The 19,301-nt window shown below is 60.7% G+C and carries 18 protein-coding genes; 7 read left to right on the forward strand and 11 right to left on the reverse strand.

All coding sequences use genetic code 11. From position 1 onward, the window contains the following. Positions 1-81: 81 nt before the first annotated feature. The 8 genes from pdxJ to lptF form a co-directional block, all read right to left on the reverse strand. Entirely contained in the window at positions 82-825 is a 744-nt protein-coding gene (gene pdxJ / locus DYL61_RS21595; protein WP_135310016.1) for a pyridoxine 5'-phosphate synthase, read from the reverse strand. A 51-nt stretch (positions 826-876) separates the two neighbouring features. Then, positions 877-1,560, reverse strand: coding sequence for a DNA repair protein RecO (gene recO / locus DYL61_RS21600; RefSeq protein WP_135310017.1), 684 nt, complete (start codon positions 1,558-1,560; stop codon positions 877-879). Between the two features lie 149 nt (positions 1,561-1,709). After that, positions 1,710-2,612 carry a GTPase Era gene (gene era, locus DYL61_RS21605; protein ID WP_016978271.1) on the reverse strand — a complete coding sequence of 301 codons (903 nt, stop codon included), beginning with the start codon at positions 2,610-2,612 and terminating at the stop codon, positions 1,710-1,712. Beyond that, positions 2,605-3,294 (reverse strand): ribonuclease III, encoded by a 690-nt coding sequence (rnc, locus tag DYL61_RS21610; protein ID WP_012722401.1) that lies wholly within the window; start codon positions 3,292-3,294, stop codon positions 2,605-2,607. The genes era and rnc overlap by 8 nt, the downstream gene beginning before the upstream one ends. Before the next feature lie 146 nt (positions 3,295-3,440). Then, positions 3,441-4,295, reverse strand: coding sequence for a signal peptidase I (gene lepB, locus DYL61_RS21615; RefSeq protein WP_135310018.1), 855 nt, complete (start codon positions 4,293-4,295; stop codon positions 3,441-3,443). 5 nt (positions 4,296-4,300) lie between these two features. Beyond that, the gene (gene lepA, locus DYL61_RS21620) at positions 4,301-6,100 is read right to left on the reverse strand and encodes a translation elongation factor 4 (RefSeq protein WP_105700148.1); all 1,800 of its coding nucleotides are present in this window, start codon (positions 6,098-6,100) and stop codon (positions 4,301-4,303) included. A gap of 151 nt (positions 6,101-6,251) precedes the next feature. Beyond that, positions 6,252-7,331: an LPS export ABC transporter permease LptG gene (gene lptG / locus DYL61_RS21625; RefSeq protein WP_135310019.1), complete on the reverse strand. Its 1,080-nt coding sequence runs from the start codon at positions 7,329-7,331 to the stop codon at positions 6,252-6,254. Then, positions 7,324-8,442, reverse strand: a complete 1,119-nt coding sequence (gene lptF / locus DYL61_RS21630; RefSeq protein WP_135310020.1) for an LPS export ABC transporter permease LptF — start codon at positions 8,440-8,442, stop codon at positions 7,324-7,326. Before lptF ends, lptG begins: the two co-directional genes overlap by 8 nt. 284 nt (positions 8,443-8,726) lie before the next feature. Here lptF and DYL61_RS21635 point away from each other — a divergent pair, with 284 nt between their 5' ends. The 5 genes from DYL61_RS21635 (at position 8,727) to rlmF (ending at position 15,488) form a co-directional block, all read left to right on the forward strand. Next, on the forward strand, positions 8,727-10,217 hold the full coding sequence (locus DYL61_RS21635; protein WP_135310021.1) for a leucyl aminopeptidase: 1,491 nt from the start codon (positions 8,727-8,729) through the stop codon (positions 10,215-10,217). Between the two features lie 145 nt (positions 10,218-10,362). Continuing rightward, complete coding sequence (locus tag DYL61_RS21640) at positions 10,363-10,791, forward strand: DNA polymerase III subunit chi (protein WP_135310022.1); 429 nt, start codon at positions 10,363-10,365, stop codon at positions 10,789-10,791. Positions 10,792-10,798: 7 nt separating this feature from the next. After that, positions 10,799-11,155, forward strand: coding sequence for a DNA polymerase III subunit chi (locus DYL61_RS21645; RefSeq protein ID WP_105700143.1), 357 nt, complete (start codon positions 10,799-10,801; stop codon positions 11,153-11,155). 227 nt (positions 11,156-11,382) lie between these two features. Next, positions 11,383-14,229: a valine--tRNA ligase gene (locus DYL61_RS21650; protein ID WP_135310023.1), complete on the forward strand. Its 2,847-nt coding sequence runs from the start codon at positions 11,383-11,385 to the stop codon at positions 14,227-14,229. Positions 14,230-14,468: 239 nt separating this feature from the next. Continuing rightward, entirely contained in the window at positions 14,469-15,488 is a 1,020-nt protein-coding gene (gene rlmF, locus DYL61_RS21655; protein WP_135310024.1) for a 23S rRNA (adenine(1618)-N(6))-methyltransferase RlmF, read from the forward strand. A gap of 219 nt (positions 15,489-15,707) precedes the next feature. On the opposite strand, the gene DYL61_RS21660 is transcribed toward rlmF, so the two are convergent. Further along, positions 15,708-15,989 carry an HU family DNA-binding protein gene (locus DYL61_RS21660; RefSeq protein ID WP_003188840.1) on the reverse strand — a complete coding sequence of 94 codons (282 nt, stop codon included), beginning with the start codon at positions 15,987-15,989 and terminating at the stop codon, positions 15,708-15,710. A gap of 396 nt (positions 15,990-16,385) precedes the next feature. Here DYL61_RS21660 and yejK point away from each other — a divergent pair, with 396 nt between their 5' ends. After that, entirely contained in the window at positions 16,386-17,390 is a 1,005-nt protein-coding gene (gene yejK, locus DYL61_RS21665; protein WP_032893412.1) for a nucleoid-associated protein YejK, read from the forward strand. Then, positions 17,390-17,740 (forward strand): glutaredoxin family protein, encoded by a 351-nt coding sequence (locus tag DYL61_RS21670; protein ID WP_135310025.1) that lies wholly within the window; start codon positions 17,390-17,392, stop codon positions 17,738-17,740. Before yejK ends, DYL61_RS21670 begins: the two co-directional genes overlap by 1 nt. On the opposite strand, the gene DYL61_RS21675 is transcribed toward DYL61_RS21670, so the two are convergent. Beyond that, positions 17,741-18,718 (reverse strand): FecR family protein, encoded by a 978-nt coding sequence (locus DYL61_RS21675; protein WP_135310026.1) that lies wholly within the window; start codon positions 18,716-18,718, stop codon positions 17,741-17,743. After that, entirely contained in the window at positions 18,715-19,293 is a 579-nt protein-coding gene (locus DYL61_RS21680) for an RNA polymerase sigma factor (RefSeq protein WP_135310027.1), read from the reverse strand. Before DYL61_RS21680 ends, DYL61_RS21675 begins: the two co-directional genes overlap by 4 nt. Positions 19,294-19,301: the final 8 nt, after the last annotated feature.

Genomic DNA, 19,301 nt, shown 5'->3' on the forward strand with positions numbered 1-19,301 from the left:
TATGTGTTAACTGAACCACCGCTATCGGGAGCAAGCCCCCTCCCACATTTTGAATTTCAGTGTTTATCAGACCGTGTTTGCTCAGGCCTTGGCGGCAGCCAGGATCAGGGCTTTCATCTCGGCCACCGCGCCTTTGAAACCGACGAACAGCGCATGAGCCACCAGCGCATGGCCGATGTTCAGCTCGTTGATGCCTTTGATCGCAGCCACGGCTTCAACGTTGTGGTAGTGCAAGCCATGACCGGCGTTGACGATCAAACCTTCACGCAGGCCGACGGCGACACCGTCGATGATGCGTTGCAGTTCGTCGGCCACTTCGGTCGGCGTGGTGGCATCGGCGTAACGGCCGGTGTGCAGCTCGATGGCCGGCGCGCCGACACGGCGGGAGGCTTCGATCTGGCGTTCGTCGGCGTCGATGAACAGCGAAACTTCGCTGCCGATCTGCGACAGGCGATCCACCGCTGTCTTGATCCGCGCCTCCTGGCCAGCCACGTCGAGGCCGCCTTCGGTGGTCAGTTCCTGGCGGGTTTCCGGCACCAGGCAGATATGCGCCGGGCGGATGCGCTCGGCGAACGCCATCATTTCTTCGGTGACGCCCATTTCGAAGTTCATGCGGGTTTGCAGCACATCCTTGAGCACCAGCACGTCGCGCTCCTGGATATGGCGGCGGTCTTCGCGCAGGTGCACGGTGATGCCGTCGGCGCCCGCTTCTTCGGCGTCCAGCGCGGCCTTGACCGGGTCAGGGTAACGGGTGCCCCGAGCCTGGCGCAGGGTAGCGACGTGGTCGATGTTGACGCCAAGAAGAATGCGATTGCTGGTGGTCACGGAAGCGCTCCTGAAAAGGGAAAGAAACGCTGCACAGCATACACGGGGTTGTCAGGGCTTTCGAAACAACTCGCGGCTGACCAGCGGCCTTCCGCCCAAGTGCACGGCCAAGGCCTGGCGCATCAGGCGCTTGGCAGCGGACAAGGCACCGGGGGCGCTCCAGTCGGCTTCGCTCATGGCCAGCAGTTCGGTGCCCTGGAACAGGCCCGGTTGCAGCAAGTAAACACGCTCAAGGCCAGCATCGACTTGCAGGCGATACATACCGTCGGCGGCGATGGGCTCGCCGTGCAGGTCGTTGGCCAGTTCGAAGCCGTAGCCCAGGTCGTCGAGCAGGCGCCATTCGAAAGCGCGCAACAACGGCTCCAAGGGGCGCCCCTCGGCCAGGGCCAGCAAGGTGGCGGCGTAGTGATCGAAGACCGCTGGGTGCGGATCTTCGGCGGGCAACAAACGAATCAGTAATTCATTGAGATAGAGGCCGCTGAATAATGCATCGCCATTGAGCCAGGCAGAAGTGCCGACACTTTCCAGGCGGCCAACGTTTTTCAGCTCGCCCTTGCCACGGAACTCCACGTCCAACGCCACGAATGGCCGCGCCTGCGTGCCGGCCTTGCCCCGTGCGCTGCGCAACACTGCACGCAGGCGGCCTTGGGGCGTGAGGAAGTCCACCAGCGCGCTGGTCTCGCGGTAGGCGCGGCTGTGCAGGACGTAGGCGGGTTGGCTGAGGGGTTGGGACATGGGTTCTCTATCTCGAAAACTACACAAACCTAATGTGGGAGGGGGCTTGCCCCCGATGGCGGTGTTTCAGTCACTTATCTGTTAACTGACCCGCCGCTATCGGGGGCAAGCCCCCTCCCACATTTGTCCTGCTGTGTGCTCAGGATTTGTTACAGGTCGCCGTAGCCCAGCGAGCGCAACGCACGCTCATCATCGGACCAGCCACCCTTCACCTTCACCCACAGGTTGAGCATGATCTTGGAGTCGAACAGCAACTCCATGTCCTTGCGCGCTTCGGTGCCGATGCGCTTGATGCGCTCGCCCTTGTCGCCAATGATGATTTTCTTCTGGCCGTCACGTTCGACGAGGATCAACGCATGGATGTGCAAGGTCTTGCCCTGCTGCTTGAACTCTTCGATTTCCACCGTGATCTGGTACGGCAGCTCGGCACCCATCTGGCGCATGATTTTCTCGCGTACCAGTTCGGCGGCGAGGAAGCGGCTGCTGCGGTCGGTGATCTGGTCTTCCGGGAAGAAGTGCTCGTTCTCCGGCAGGTGCTCGGCGATCACGCGCTCCAGGGCATCGAGGTTGTGGCCGTGCTGGGCCGAGATCGGGATGATCTGGGCGTTCGGCAGTTGTTCCTGCAGCCAGCTCAGGTGCGGCATCAACTCGGCTTTGTCTTCGATGCGGTCGGTCTTGTTCAACGCGACGATCAACGGGCCGGTGACGTACTGCACACGCTCAAGGACCATCTGGTCTTCGTCGGTCCACTTGGTGCGGTCCACGACGAAGATCACCACGTCGACGTCTTTCAACGCCGCCGAAGCGGTCTTGTTCATGTAGCGGTTTAGGGCTTTCTCGCCACCTTTGTGCATGCCCGGAGTGTCGACGTAGACCGCTTGCACGTTGCCTTCGGTCTTGATGCCGAGCATGTTGTGGCGGGTGGTCTGCGGCTTGCGCGAGGTGATCGCGAGCTTCTGGCCGAGGATGTGGTTCAGCAGCGTGGACTTGCCCACGTTCGGGCGGCCGACGATGGCAACATAGCCACAGCGTGTTGCGGTTGAATCAGTCATGGCCATTCTCCACGCCCAGGGCAATCAGTGCTGCAGCGGCCGCTACCTGTTCGGCAATACGACGGCTCACACCCTGACCTCGGCTTTTTTCGTTCAGTAAGGTGATTTCACATTCCACGAAGAACACGCGGCAATGGGGCTCACCCTGGATATCCACCACTTCGTAGCGTGGCAGTTCGCAACCACGGGACTGCAGGAACTCCTGCAGGCGGGTCTTGGGATCTTTGTTGGTATCGACCAGCGTCAGGCTCTCGATCTCGGAGGTCAGCCAGGCGGTCACCCGCTCCTTGGCTGCTTCCATGCCTGCATCGAGGTAGATCGCACCGATCAGCGCCTCGAGGGCGTCGGCCAGGATCGACTCACGGCGGAAACCGCCGCTTTTCAATTCACCGGAACCCAGGCGCAGGTATTCGCCCAGGCCAAAACCGCGGGCCAGCACGGCCAGGGTCTCGCCCTTGACCAGGCGCGCACGCAGGCGCGACAGCTGGCCTTCTCGGGCTTGGGGGAAACGCTCGAACAGCGCTTCACCGGCAACAAAATTGAGGATGGCATCACCGAGGAATTCCAGGCGCTCGTTATTGCGCCCTGCGAAGCTGCGGTGTGTGAGGGCAAGGACCATCAATTCCTGGTCCTTGAAGGTGTAGCCGAGCTGGCGCTCGAGACGTGCTAGAGAAACGGTCACGGTTTACCCATATCTGTTTGGTGGCACCGGCGGCCATCGACGATTGACGCAGTGTTCAAATTCAAATCCTGGTTGGTGCAGCATGAGGCCGAAAATGTCCAAGCCCCAGAAAAGCATTCGGCGCTGTGTCAACAGCGCCGCCTGTATTACTTGATCAGCCCGACCCGCGAGAAGTTCGGCAGGTGGCTGAGCTTGGATTCCGGCCAACTCATCCAGACCGCAAAGGCCTTGCCGACAATGTTCTCGTCGGGAACCATGCCCAGCAGATCCTTGGGAATTGAAGGGTCATCCCAGTATCGGCTGTCATTGGAGTTGTCGCGGTTGTCGCCCATCATGAAATAGTGGCCGGCGGGCACTTTCCATTCACCGCCAGGCTGTGCGCGATAGCGGGTCATTTCCTTACGGATTTCGTGCTCTACCGTGCCGAGTTTCTCCCGGTACAGCTCGGCGCTGCCCAGGGAGTTGGGCTCGGAGCCGATCAACGTCTCGGCCACCGACTCGCCGTTGATGAACAGACGCTTGTCAGCGGTGTAGCGAATCTCGTCACCCGGCAGGCCCACCACACGCTTGATGTAGTTGACGTTCGGATCGCTTGGGTAGCGGAACACCATCACGTCGCCGCGTTGCGGGTCACCGACTTCGATGACCTTCTTGTCGATCACCGGCAGGCGGATCCCATAGGAAAACTTGTTCACCAGGATGAAGTCACCCACTTCCAGTGTCGGTTTCATCGACCCCGAAGGGATCTGAAACGGCTCCACCAGGAACGAACGCAGCACCAACACGATGAACAACACCGGGAAGAACGACTTGCCGTACTCGACCAGCAACGGCTCTTTGTTCAGCTTCTCGACGACCACGGCATCGGGCTGGCTGACGCTGCCTTGATAGGACGCGATAGCCGCCCGACGACGCGGGGCGAAGAACACCAGATCGAGCAACGCCAGGAGGCCGCAGACGGCAACGGCGATAACCAGCAACAGCGGGAAATTTAGTGACATAGGACCTAACTATCCAACCTGAGCACTGCAAGGAAGGCTTCTTGTGGAACTTCCACGTTGCCGACTTGCTTCATGCGTTTTTTACCGGCCTTTTGCTTCTCAAGCAGCTTGCGCTTACGGCTTACGTCACCGCCGTAGCATTTGGCCAGTACGTTCTTTCTGAGAGCCTTGACGGAGGTCCGCGCAATGATCTGCCCGCCAATGGCGGCCTGGATCGCGACGTCGAACATCTGGCGCGGAATCAGTTCTTTCATCTTCTCGGTCAACTGGCGACCTTTGTAGTGCGCGTTGTCCTTGTGCACGATCAGTGCCAGGGCATCGACCTTGTCGCCGTTGATCAACACATCCAGTTTCACCAGATTAGCCGATTGGTAACGGTCGAAATGGTAATCCAGCGAAGCATAGCCGCGGCTGGTGGATTTGAGGCGGTCGAAGAAGTCCAGGACCACTTCGTTCATCGGCATGTCGTAGGTCACTTGCACCTGGGTACCGAGGAACAGCATGTCACGCTGGACGCCACGCTTTTCGATACACAGGGTGATGACGTTGCCCAAGTGTTCCTGCGGCACCAGGATATTGGCCCGCACGATCGGCTCGCGCATGTCTTCAATGGCCGACAGGTCCGGAAGCTTGGACGGGTTGTCGACGTAAATCGTTTCACCGGTTTTCAGCACCAGCTCGAAAATTACCGTTGGTGCGGTGGTGATCAGGTCCAGGTCATATTCGCGCTCCAGGCGCTCCTGGATGATCTCCATGTGCAGCATGCCCAGGAACCCGCAACGGAAGCCGAAGCCCAGTGCATCGGAGCTTTCCGGGGTGTACTGCAACGACGAGTCGTTGAGGGTCAGCTTTTGCAGGGCTTCGCGGAAGTCTTCGAAGTCATCGGAGCTGACCGGGAACAGGCCGGCGTAAACCTGTGGCTGGATACGCTTGAAGCCAGGCAGCACGTCGACGTCCGGGGTGCTGCTCAAGGTCAGGGTGTCACCGACCGGTGCACCGTGGATGTCCTTGATGCCAGCGATGATGAAGCCTACTTCACCGGCTTTCAGATCAACGGTCGCGGTGTGTTTCGGGTTGAATACACCGACGCTGTCCACCAGGTGGATCTTGCCGGTGGACTTGACCAGGATCTTGTCGCCCTTCTTCACGCGGCCGTTTCGCACACGTACCAGGGAAACAACGCCCAGGTAGTTATCGAACCAGGAGTCGATGATCAGCGCTTGCAGCGGACCTTCGATATCGCCGGTAGGCGCAGGAATGGTGTGCACCAGACGCTCGAGCACTTCGTCGACACCCAGGCCGGTCTTGGCACTGCAGGTGACGGCGTCGGTGGCGTCGATGCCGATGATCTTCTCGATCTCTTCCTTGACGCGCTCAGGCTCGGCTTGGGGCAGGTCGATCTTGTTCAGCACGGGCATGACTTCCAGGCCCTGCTCGATCGCGGTGTAGCAGTTGGCAACCGATTGCGCTTCAACGCCCTGGCCGGCGTCGACCACCAGCAAGGCACCTTCACAGGCCGCCAGGGAACGGCTGACTTCGTAGGTGAAGTCAACGTGGCCCGGGGTGTCAATGAAGTTCAGTTGGTAGGTAATGCCGTCTTTGGCCTTGTAGTACAGCGTAACGCTGTGGGCCTTGATGGTGATCCCGCGCTCGCGTTCGAGGTCCATGGAATCCAGTACCTGGGCTTCCATTTCACGCTCGGCAAGGCCGCCGCACATCTGGATGAATCGATCGGCCAGCGTCGACTTGCCATGGTCAATGTGGGCGATGATGGAGAAATTGCGGATATGACTCAAATCACTCACGGATCAACACTCAAAAAGGCTGCAGGCAGATTGCCCGCTGAAAAATAGCCGGGAATTGTACCTGATGCTCGGGCCAGACGTCATCTTTGCTGACCAGAACAAAAATGCCCCGATCTTTCGAACGGGGCATTTTTTGAACATAAGCGCGGAATCAACCGGCTCGGCGCAACAGCCAGAAGCCGGCCAGGGCGCAGATGGCGGTGGGCACCAGCACCGCAAACAGCGGCGAGAAGCCAAACACCAGGCTCGACGGGCCGAGCAGGTCCTGGGCGATGCGGAACGTGAAGCCCACCAATACGCCAGTAAACACGCGCTGGCCCAAGGTTACCGAACGCAGCGGACCAAAGATGAACGAGATCGCCATCAGCACCAGCGCGGCAGTCACTACCGGCTGCAACACCTTGACCCAAAATGCCAGCCAGTAACGGCCGTTGTTCAGGCCCTGGTCCTTCAAATAGTGGATGTAACCCCACAATCCGGAGATCGGCAGGCTTTCGGGGATCATTACCACCGTATTCAACAGTTCCGGCTTGAGGGCGATATCCCACTCCTGGCTCGGCACATTGATCACTTCGGTACTGGCCTTGGTGCCTTGGCCGATGTTACGGAAGTAGGTCGTAGTGACGTCGCTGAGTTGCCATTTTTCGCTGCCGTATTGCGCACGTTTGGCGAAGCTGGACTCCAACAGGTGACGTTCTTTGTCGAACGTGTAACGCGTCACACCAATCAACAGGCCACCCGGCTGCACGGCGTTGATGTGGATGAACTCGTCACCCTGGCGGTGCCACAGGCCGTGCTTGGAGCTTTGTGCATCGCCCGAACCCTGCGCCAGCGCGCGATTGGCCTGGGCGGTGGTCTCGGCGGGTGGAGCGACGTACTCGCCGATCAATACGCTGCAGGCCATCAGCAGCAACATAGGCTTCATGACGGCCCAGACAATTCGACCGATGGACACGCCGGCCGCGCGCATGATGGTCAGTTCACTGTTGCTGGCCAGGCTGCCCAGGCCGATCAGGCAACCGATCAGTGCGGCCATCGGCATCATGTCGTAGAGGCGACGCGGCGCAGTGAGGGCCACGTAGCTCATCACGTCCCACACGGTGTAGGTGTCGCTGACGTTGCCGACCTCATCGATGAAGGCGAACAACGACGCCAGCCCAAGGATAATGCCCAATACCGCCAGGATGGCGATCAGTACGCTGCTACCAATGTAGCGATCGAGCTTAGCCACGAGCCAACTCCTTCTGGCCACGACGGCTCTTCATTTTCAAACGGATCGGTTCCCAATAGAGCAGCCCCAGGCCGATCACCAGGAAGATCCCGTGCACCCACCACAGGCCCAGGGTCGGCGACAGCTTGCCCTTCTCCAGGGCGCCGCGGGCGGAAATCAGGATGGTGAGGTAAGCCATGTACAGCAGGATCGCCGGCAACAGCTTGAGGAAACGGCCCTGACGCGGGTTGACGCGGGACAGCGGTACAGCCATCAAGGTCACGATAAACACCAGCAACGGCAAGGACAGGCGCCATTGCAGCTCGGCAATGGAGCGCAGTTCCTGGCTGCCGAACAGATCGAGCGTAGGGATCGCGTCGCGGTCGGTGACCTCGTCACTGACATCAGGGCGCTCCAGCATTACGCCGTAGGTGTCGTACTTGATGGCACGGTAGTCGGCCTGGCCGGGGCTGCCGTCATAGCGATAGCCGTTCTCCAGGATCAGGTAGCGGCTGCCGTCCGGGCGCACTTCCTGGCGGCCCGAGTCGGCGACCAGGATGGAAATGCCACGGTCTTTCTTGTCTTGCCCCAGGCGCTTCTCGGAGATAAACACGCCGCCGAGGTTGGCGCGGTTTTCGGTCAGGGTCTCGGTGTAGGTCACACGGGAGCCGTCATTGAGCGCCTGGAAACGGCCCGGTTCGAGGGTATCGAACTCGGTCATCGCGTCCTGTTTGTTCAGCACCAGCTGAAACTGCATGGCGCCTTGAGGGGCCAGGCTCAGGCTCAGCCAGGCCACGATCAAGGCAATACCGGCGGCCGGGATCATGGTCATGCCCAGCAAACGTTGCTGGCTCATGCCGGTGGCCGAGAGCACGGTCATTTCGCTTTCAAGGTACAGGCGACCGTAGGCCAGCAGGATCCCGAGGAACAGGCCCAACGGCAGGATCAGTTGCATGAACCCCGGCAGGCGAAAGCCCATGATCAGGAACAGCGAGCCAGGGTCCAGGGCGCCAGAAGCAGCCTGGGCCAGGTATTTGACGAAACGACCACTCATGATGATGACCAGCAGCACCGCACTCACGGCACTCAGGGTCAACAGGACTTCGCGGGACAGATAACGGAAGACGATCAAACCAGACACTCCAGGGTTGTCAGGCTAAGGCGGCCAAACAAGCAAGCATACCGAGTCAGCCCGTTTAAAGGGGCCGGCTAAAAAGATGGCGCATTATCCTGTGATTGGCCGCGCCTGTCACGGAGCAAGCTCTGCACACACGCACAAAGCGTTCTGCAAGGGTTGTCAGGCTCCGTCGGCGAGGTTCAAACTGCGGCCTTTGTCGCTGGCGGCTTACACCGCTGCCATGCATTAAAGCCTGCGTACAGACGCAACGCTCTCAGACCTTGATAAGGGACCCGAAAATGGAATTGGTTGTAAAAAGCGTTAGCCCCGAAACGTTGAAAACCGCCACCCTCGTGGTCGCCATTGGCGAAGGCCGCAAGCTCGGCGTTGCCGCCAAGCAACTCGACGAACTGAGCGGCGGCGCGATCAGCGCGGTCCTCAAACGCGGCGACCTGGCTGGCAAAGTCGGCCAGAGCCTGCTGCTGCAAAGCCTGCCCAACCTTAAAGCCGACCGCGTATTGCTGGTGGGCGTGGGCAAGGACGCCGAACTGGGCGACCGCCCGTTCCGCAAAATTGTCAGCGGTATCCTCAACACCCTCAAGGGCCTGGGCGGCAGCGATGCCACCCTGGCGCTGGATGAAGTCGTGGTAAAAGGCCGCGACAGCTACGGCAAGACCCGCCTGCTGGCCGAAAGCCTGGTGGACGGCGGCTATATCTTCGACCAGTTCAAGAGCACCAAGGCCGAACCCCGCGCCCTGAAGAAAATCACCCTGCTGACCATCAAGGCCGCACAAGCCGAAGTGCAGCGCGCCGTGACCCACGCTACCGCCATCGCCAACGGCATGTCGTTCACCCGTGACCTGGGTAACCTGCCGCCGAACATCTGCCATCCTACGTTCCTCGGCGAACAGGCCAAGGCGCTGGGCAAAGAGTTCAAGGGCCTCAAAGTCGAGGTGCTGGACGAGAAGAAGATCAAGGAACTGGGCATGGGCTCGTTCTATGCCGTGGGTCAAGGCAGCGACCAGCCGCCACGCTTGATCGTGATGCAATACAACGGCGGCAAGAAGGCCGACAAGCCATACGCCCTGGTCGGTAAAGGCATCACCTTCGACACCGGCGGCATCAGCCTCAAGCCGGGCGCCGGCATGGACGAGATGAAATACGACATGGGCGGCGCCGCCAGCGTGTTCGGCACCCTGCGTGCCGTGCTGGAACTCAAGCTGCCGATCAACCTGGTGTGCATTCTGGCCTGCGCCGAGAACATGCCGAGTGGCGGCGCAGCGCGCCCGGGCGATATCGTCACGACCATGAGCGGCCAGACCGTTGAAATCCTCAACACCGACGCCGAAGGCCGCCTGGTGCTGTGCGATGCGCTGACCTACGCCGAACGTTTCAAGCCACAGGCTGTGATCGACATCGCTACCCTGACCGGCGCGTGCATCGTCGCACTGGGCTCCCACACTTCGGGCCTGCTGGGCAACAATGACGAACTGATCGAGCAACTGCTCAGCGCCGGCAAGGCGGCTGACGATCGCGCCTGGCAACTGCCGCTGTTCGATGAGTACCAGGAACAGTTGGACAGCCCGTTCGCCGACATCGCCAACATCGGCGGCCCGAAAGCCGGCACCATCACGGCGGCCTGCTTCCTGTCGCGTTTTGCCAAGAACTTCAACTGGGCTCACCTGGACATCGCCGGCACCGCCTGGACCAGCGGCGGCAAGGACAAGGGCGCCACTGGCCGTCCGGTGCCATTGCTGACCCAGTACCTGCTGGATCGCGCCAAGGCCTGAAACTGAACTGTGGCGAGGGAGCTTGCTCCCGCTGGATTGCGCAGCAGTCCCCCGACTTTTGGGGGCGCTTCGCACCCCAACGGGAGCAAGCTCCCTCGCCACAAAAAGCTCGCCCTAGAGCTTCCAAGGTCGCTCAGGAACCGCAATGACCCAAGTCGACTTCTATATATTGCCCAGCGCCGACCCGCTCGCGCGCCTGGACTTTGCTTGCAAACTCACCGAAAAAGCCTGGCGCATGGGCCACCGCATCTACCTGCATTGCAGCGATGCCGCCCAACGCGACGAACTGGACGCCCGCCTGTGGCGCTTCAAGGGTGAAAGCTTCGTGCCCCATGGACCCGCTGAATCCGAACCCGAAGGCCTGGTGGTACTAGGGCTGGGCGAGAGCTGCGGTGATCACCATGACCTGCTGGTGAACCTGGACCTGAAAGTACCGCCCTTCGCCAAGGCGTTTGCCCGTGTGGCAGAAGTCGTGGTGGAGGACCCGGCTATTCGTCAGGCCGCGCGGGAGAGTTTCCGTTTCTATCGCGAACAGGGCTATCCTTTGCAAGATCACCGGCTACAACGACTTTGAGTACACGATGGACACTCCCAACCCGCTGAAAAAAGACGACCACCTGCTGGATGACCTTGAGTCGATCCGCCAGTTGCTGGGTGATGATGACTTACAGCCGCCGCTGCTGACCGAAACGGTCGAGAGCGAGGTACAGATTCCAATGCTGTTCGATTTGGCGGAGAGCAAGCCCCCTGCGCCGGAGCCTGCCGCTGTCGAAAAAAGCCCCGACGCCCTGCTGCTGCACCTGGACAACGAACTGCGCGCCGCCGCGCAACTGATCATGCAAGACGTGATCGACGACTTTGCCCCGCATATCGAAACCGAGATCAAGCGTCGGCTGGATGCGCGGATGGAGCGGTTGTTGAGCCAATACCAGTCCTGAGGCTTGCATAGATTCCCTGTGGGAGGGGGCTTGCCCCCGATGGCGGTGGGTCAGCCAGTTCATCTTTAACTGACACGCCGCCATCGGGGGCAAGTCGAATCGTCGCACCGCCCCTCCCACATTGGTTTTGCATCAACCTTTAGACCGTCTTCAACTCGCCCTCCACGCCCTCCCCCGTTATACTTGCCGGCTTTCCTGAATAAATGCCAACTAGGGTCCCGCCGCGCATGGATAAGACCTACCAGCCGCACGCCATCGAAACTTCCTGGTACAACACCTGGGAATCCGAGAATTATTTCGCCCCGCAAGGCGCGGGCGATTCCTACACCATCATGATTCCGCCACCGAACGTCACTGGCAGCCTGCACATGGGCCATGGCTTCAACAATGCGATCATGGATGCGTTGATCCGTTTCCGCCGCATGCAGGGCCGCAACACCCTGTGGCAACCGGGCACCGACCACGCCGGTATCGCCACCCAAATGCTGGTGGAACGCCAACTCGAAGCCACTGGCCAGAGCCGTCACGACCTGGGTCGCGAGAAATTCCTGGAAAAGATCTGGGAATGGAAAGACCAGTCCGGCGGCAATATCAGCCGTCAGATCCGTCGCCTAGGCTCGTCCGTCGACTGGAGCCGCGAGCGCTTCACCATGGACGACGGCCTGTCGGAAGCCGTAAAAGAAGCCTTCGTGCGCCTGCATGAAGACGGCCTGATCTACCGCGGCAAGCGCTTGGTCAACTGGGACACCAAGTTGCACACGGCAATTTCCGACCTCGAAGTGGAAAACCACGACGAGAAAGGTTTCCTGTGGAACCTCAAGTATCCGCTGGCCGACGGCGCCAAGACCGCCGAAGGCAACGACTACCTGATCGTCGCTACCACCCGTCCGGAAACCATGCTCGGCGACGCCGCCGTCGCGGTTAACCCGAACGATGAGCGCTACCAGGCACTGATCGGCAAGTTCGTCGAGTTGCCGCTGGTTGGCCGTCGCATCCCGATCATCGCGGACGACTACTGCGACCCGGAATTCGGCACCGGCTGCGTGAAAATCACCCCGGCCCACGATTTCAACGACTATGAAGTCGGCAAGCGCCACAACCTGCCGCTGCTGAACATCTTCGACAAAAACGCCGCCGTACTGCCGGCCTGTCAGGTGTTCAACCTGGACGGCACGCTGAACGACAGCATCGACGGCAAGATCCCGGCCGAATACGCCGGCCTCGACCGTTTCGAAGCACGCAAGCAGATCGTTGCCGCCTTCGACGCCGCCGGCCTGCTGGTGAGCGTTGACGACCACGGCCTCAAAGTGCCGAAAGGCGACCGTTCCGGCACCGTGATCGAGCCGTGGCTGACCGACCAGTGGTACGTGTCCACAAAGCCGCTGGCAGAACCTGCCATTGCCGCCGTGGAAGACGGCCGTATCCAGTTCGTGCCCAAGCAGTACGAAAACATGTACTTCTCGTGGATGCGTGACATCCAGGATTGGTGCATCAGCCGTCAGCTGTGGTGGGGCCACCGCATTCCGGCCTGGTACGACGAGTCGGGCAAGGTCTATGTAGGCCGCGACGAAGCCGAAGTGCGTGCCAAGCACAACCTCGGTGCCGACGTTGCGCTGCAACAGGACAACGACGTACTGGACACCTGGTTCAGTTCGGGCCTGTGGACCTTCTCCACCCTGGGCTGGCCGCAGCAGACCGAGTTCCTCAAGAAATTCCACTCCACCGACGTGCTGGTCACCGGTTTCGACATCATTTTCTTCTGGGTTGCCCGGATGATCATGCTGACCATGCACTTGGTGAAGAACGAGGACGGCACCCCGCAGGTTCCGTTCAAGACCGTGTACGTGCACGGCCTGGTACGTGACGGCCAGGGCCAGAAGATGTCCAAGTCCAAGGGCAACGTCCTGGACCCGCTGGACATCATCGACGGCATCGACCTGGAAACCCTGGTGCAGAAACGCACCTCGGGCCTGATGCAGCCGAAACTGGCGAAGAAGATCGAGAAGCAGACCCGCGACGAGTTCGCCGACGGCATCGCCAGCTACGGCACCGACGCCCTGCGCTTCACCTTCTGCTCGCTGGCGTCCACCGGTCGCGACATCAAGTTCGACATGGGCCGCGTCGAAGGCTATCGCAACTTCTGCAACAAGATCTGGAACGCCGCGCGCTACGTGCTGGATAAAGGCGAAGACTGCGGCCAGAACGGCGAAGCGTATGAGCTGTCCCTGGCGGATCGCTGGATTATCTCGCAGCTGCAACGCACCGAAGCCGAAGTGACGCGCCAACTCGACCAGTTCCGTTTCGACCTGGCGGCGCAGGCCTTGTACGAGTTCATCTGGAACCAGTATTGCGACTGGTACCTGGAACTGTCCAAGCCAGTGCTGTGGGACGAAAACGCGCCGGTTGAACGCCAGCGCGGCACCCGCCGCACCCTGGTTCGCGTGCTGGAAGTGGCACTGCGCCTGGCGCACCCGTTCATGCCGTTCATCACCGAAGAAATCTGGCAGCGCCTGGCGCCGCTGGCCGGTATCGAAGGCAAGACCATCATGCTGCAACCTTGGCCAGTGGCCAATGAAGCGCGCATTGATGAGGCAGCCGAAAGCGATATCGAATGGCTCAAGACCCTGATGCTCGGCACGCGCAACATCCGCGCCGAGATGAACATCGGGCCGGGCAAGCCGTTGGCCGTGTTCGTGAAGAACGCCAGTGCCGAAGACCAGCGTCGTCTCGCCGAGAACGATGCGCTGCTCAAGAAGCTGGCGAAGCTGGAGTCCATCACTGTATTGGCGGCTGACGCCGAAGCACCGCTGTCCGCCACCGCACTGGTGGGCGAGATGGAAGTGCTGGTGCCGATGGCCGGCCTGATCGACAAGGGCGCCGAACTGGCCCGCCTCGACAAGGAAATCGCGCGCTTGCAAGGCGAAGTGCAGCGGGTGGGCGGCAAGCTGTCCAACGCGGCATTCGTCGACAAGGCGCCGGCCGAAGTGATCGACAAGGAACGCGCCAAGCTGGCCGAGGCCGAACAGGCCCTGGGCAAGCTGGCGGAGCAACATGCGCGGATTTCCAGCCTGTAAGCTGGAACCTGTGCAGATAAAGAGGCCTTCGGGCCTCTTTTTTTGGCCTGAAATTCCCCACTGCCAAACTGGCAATGCAATCAATGTGGGAGGGGGCTTGCCCCCGATAGCAGTGTGTCAGCAACCTACAGATTGGCTGATACACCGCCATCGGGGGCAAGCCCCCTCCCACATTTGACCGAGGTGACCTCAAGAATGTGTGACAATACCCGCCACATTGAGCCAACCCCAGAATCATCATGACCGCCCCCAGCACACCCAAGCCTCCGCGCAAGAAGCCTAAAACCGCCGCCACGGCCAAACCCGTCGCGCCGCGCAAAGAGGCCACCCTGCACCCGCGCAACCGCCACACAGGCCGTTACGACTTCCCGGCGCTGATCAAGACCACGCCGGAACTGGCGAAATACGTGATCATCAACCCGTATGGCAAAGAGAGCATCGACTTCGCCAGCCCGGATGCGGTGCGGGTGTTCAACCGGGCGTTGCTCAAGTCCTTCTATGGCATCCAGCATTGGGACATTCCCGCCGACTACCTGTGCCCACCGGTGCCGGGGCGTGCGGACTACGTGCATTTCCTCGCCGACCTGCTGGCCAGCAACAACGACGGCAAGATCCCACGCGGTTCGATCATCAAGGTGCTGGACATCGGCATGGGCGCCAACTGCGTCTATCCGCTGATTGGCTACATGGAATACCGCTGGAATTTCCTCGGTTCGGAAGTCGACCCGATCGCCGTGGCCGCTGCCAGGGCCATCGTGCAGTCCAATGACTTGAGCAAAGTCATTCAACTGCGTCAGCAAACCAATCCCAAGCACATCCTGCTCAACCTGTTGGAAACAGGCGAGGCGTTTGACCTGACCATGTGCAACCCGCCCTTTCATGCGTCGATGGAGGAAGCCACCAAGGGCAGCGAGCGTAAATGGCGCGCCCTGGGCAAGGCCGATCCCAAGCGCAAGTTGCCGGTGTTGAACTTCGGTGGCCAATCCGCCGAGCTGTGGTGTGAAGGGGGTGAAGCGCGATTTGTGACCCAGTTGATCGCGGAAAGCGCCAAGGTCGCGCATCGGGTACTGTGGTTCAGCACACTGGTCTCGAAAGCCTCCAACCTGCCGGCCATTGAAACCGCGCTGAAAAAGGCCGGTGCGTTGGAAAGCCAGGTGGTGGAAATGTCCCAGGGCCAGAAACAAAGCCGTTTTGTCGCCTGGACGTTCCAGACCAAGAACGAGCAGAAAATCTGGCGTCAGCGCTGGGTTCGCGACTGACTCACTGTAGTGAGCGGGCTTGTCCCGCGCTGGGCTGCGAAGCAGCCCTAATTCGGTCGACGCGTTCTGCCAGTTAGAACCTGATTGCCTGGTTTTGGGGCCGCTTCGCGGCCCAGCGCGGGACAAGCCCGCTCACTACAATAAACCTGCACCTGCAAATCGCAGGCAACAAAAAACCGTGCCCGGATCGCTCCGGTGCACGGTTTTTTTTGCTGCGTCTTACTTGTTAACAGCGTCGGTCAGGCCTTTGGCCACAACCAGCTTGATAACTTTCTTGGCAGCGATTTCGATGGCAGCGCCAGTCGAAGGGTTACGGCCAGTACGGGCAGGACGCTCGGTCACTTTCAGTTTGCCAACGCCTGGCAGAGTGATTTCGCCGCCGTTTTCCAGCTGGTCAGCAACAACTTGGCTCAGTTGGTCCAGCAGAGCGCGCACGGTAGTTTTCGGTGCGTCTACTGCTTCAGCCAGGTCAGCGATCAGTTGGTCTTTAGTAATAGCCATTGTGGTGTTCCTTCCCTATCAAATTCATATGGATTGCAGAGTGCAGTGTCAGCCATCGAGCCCGACCGTCAAGGCCTGGCACCCCCGACCATAACCACGAAGTTCGGGGTTATAGATGCTTGAAACGGGGATTGGTTCGACCTGACAGATGCTGAATGCACGCTTAACGCCGAGACTTGGCGTAAGACGGGGCAAAACTAGCACAGAGACGGGGAAATATCCGCTTCTACCTAGCCATTTGGTCAGCTTTATCGCTCTAAACCGTGAAAAAAAGGCATATGCCCCGTCGGACAGCGCCCAAAACACCCTTCGACGGGTGTCTTGGCCAATGGGTGCGGTACACTGGGCGACTTTTCGGGGAGGCAACCGCTCCCCGCTCAACCAGCCGAGAAGCCCATGCCGATCCGTCATTGCATCGTCCACCTGATCGACAAAAAACCCGACGGCACACCCGCAGTTCTCCACGCCCGTGACACGGAGTTGGCCGAATCCGCCGCCATCGAGAACATGCTTGCCGACCTCAACGAGAGCTACAACGCCAAACAAGGCAAGGCCTGGGGTTTCTTCCATGCCGAGTCGGGCGCGCACCCGTTCAGCGGCTGGTTGAAGGACTATTTCGACGGTGGCCAGGATTTCACCACCTTCAGCCGTACGGCGGTCGAGCACCTGCAAAAACTGATGGAAGAGTCCAACCTCTCCACCGGCGGCCATGTGCTGTTTGCCCACTACCAACAAGGCATGACCGACTACCTGGCCATCGCCCTGCTGCACCACAGCGAAGGCGTGGCGGTGACCGATGAGCTGGACGTGACCCCTTCGCGTCACCTGGACCTCGGCCAACTGCACCTGGCGGCGCGCATCAACGTCTCCGAATGGCAGAACAACAAGCAGTCCAAGCAGTACATCTCGTTTATCAAGGGCAAGAACGGCAAGAAGGTCTCGGAGTACTTCCGCGACTTTATCGGCTGCCAGGAAGGTGTCGACGGCCCCGGCGAGACCCGCACCCTGCTCAAGGCGTTCAGCGATTTCGTCGAAAGCGAAGACCTGCCGGACGAATCCGCCCGCGAAAAAACCAAGACCCTGGTGGACTACGCCAGCAGCCAGGCCAAGCTCGGCGAGCCCATGGGCCTGGAAGAATTGTCCGGTTTGATCGATGAAGATCGGCCCAAGGCGTTCTACGACCATATCCGCAACAAGGACTACGGCCTGTCGCCGGAAATCCCGGCGGATAAACGCACCCTTAACCAGTTCCGCCGCTTCACCGGCCGCGCCGAAGGCTTGTCGATCAGTTTTGAAGCGCACCTGCTGGGCGACAAAATCGAATACGACGAAGCCGCCGGCACCCTGATCATCAAGGGCCTGCCGACCCAATTGACCGACCAGCTCAAGCGCCGCAACTGATGCTCGGCGGGGTCTTCAAGAAAGTCCTGCTGGTATTGCTGGTCGTGGTGGTGATCCAGAACTGGGGCAAGATCGAGCGGCTGTTCAATCCGTCGCAGGTCGCGCCCGAACACGTGCGCGCTTCGGCGCGCGTGGTGCTCTATTCCACCGAATGGTGCGGGTACTGCAAGCAGATCCGCCGCTTTCTGGATCAGAAGGGCATCCCGTACCAGGCCTTTGATATCGAGAAGGATGCCCAGGCGCGCAATGCGTATGAAGCGCTGGGGGGTGGGGGGATTCCGTTTGTGGACGTAAACGGCTCGTTGATCCGCGAATACAGCCCCGAAAAGATCATGGCCGCGCTGAAGTAATCAGCGCACCACGATCATCCGCCCGAGCACGTTGTGCTGCTCAAACCCCAACACCGCCTGCAACGCATTCAGCACCGCCTGCGGGTCCTTGCTCGGGAAACTGCCGCTGACGCGCTTGGCGCCCATTTCTTCGTTGAGCAACAGGATGCGGCCAGGGTAGTAGCGGCCCAGGTCCTGGATCACATCGGCCAGCGGCGCCTTGTAGTAGTTCAGCCAGCCGTCCCGCCAGGCCAGGCGGGACTCGCTGTCTACGGGGTGCATCGCATCGGCGCTGCCGTCGGCGTAGGCCACTTGCTGGCCGGCGGTCAGAATCTGCTGTTGGGCTTGCTTGGACGGCGTCACCCCCACCCGCCCCGATAACACCGTTACCTGGGCGCCCGCCGGTTGCAGGCGCACTTCGAATTGCGTACCGAGCACGCGCGCTTCACCACTGCCCGCCTCCACCACGAACGACTGACCGGTGTGGGTCACGCTGAAAAATCCTGCGCCGCGACGCAACTGGATATGCCGCTCGCCATGGCTGAAATCCACGGCAATCGCGCTGTCGGCATCCAGCGTGACCTGGGATTGGTCGGCCAAGGTGACGGTCTTCACTTCTCCCGGCGCACTCACATAGTCGGCGCCAAAGTCGTCGACCCAACGCGATGGCTGCCAACCGGCGCCCATGGACACCATCAACAGCAGGCACGCGGCCATGGCCAGCGCGCCGGACCAACGCACTACCCGTGAACGTTTCGAGGTGTTCATTGCCTTGAGGTAGCGCTGCAAGGCCAGTGCATCTTCGTCCGCCAGTTGGCGCGCGGGCACTTCGCTCAACTCCCACACGACCTGGGCCTGTGAATAGGCCTCGACATGCGCCGGGTCGGCCCGCAGCCAACGGCTGAACGTGGCCTGGTCGCCGCTGCTGGGTTGGTCGTGCAACAGGCTCAGCCAGGCCAGCGCGGCTTGTTCCTGGTCGGGCGTGGGGATGGGGTTCACGGTGCTTTCCCTGGCGTGCGTGGAGAAGAGGGTTCACGAAGGCTGGCCTTGCAGGCTTCGAGGGCACGCATCATATGTTTTTCCACGGCACTTTGGGACAGGCCCATGGCCTTGGCGATTTCCGCGTACTTGCGACCGTGAATGCGGTTGAGCAGGAAAATCTGCCGGGTGCGCTCCGGCAAGCTGCGCAGCGCGGCTTCGACATGGCGCAGATCATTGCCCGCTTCGAGCGCCGCCTGGGGTTCCGAACTCTGGTTATCTGACGGTTCCGGCAGCCAGCCTTCGCTGCTGCGCGCACGAGCGCCTTCGCTGCGCAGGTGGTCGATGGCGATGTTGCCAGCGCAGCGCAGCAAGTAAGTACTGAGCTCTTCGACCTGTACCAGCGGTCGGCGCCAGAAGCGCAGGAACAGGTCCTGCACCAAGTCCGCCGCCGTGGCTCGGCAACCTACCCGCCGGCTGACCAGCGCTTCCATCTGCGAACGCTGGGACAAAAACACCTGAAGGAAATGCGCACGCCCGCCCGCCGCGTCAGCGTGCGGGCTGTCTTGGGACTCGGGCGGTGTGCTGATCATCATCGGGTGGG

Origin of the sequence: Pseudomonas nabeulensis (assembly GCF_004682045.1) — a bacterium.
Classification (GTDB): Bacteria; Pseudomonadota; Gammaproteobacteria; order Pseudomonadales; family Pseudomonadaceae; genus Aquipseudomonas; species Aquipseudomonas nabeulensis.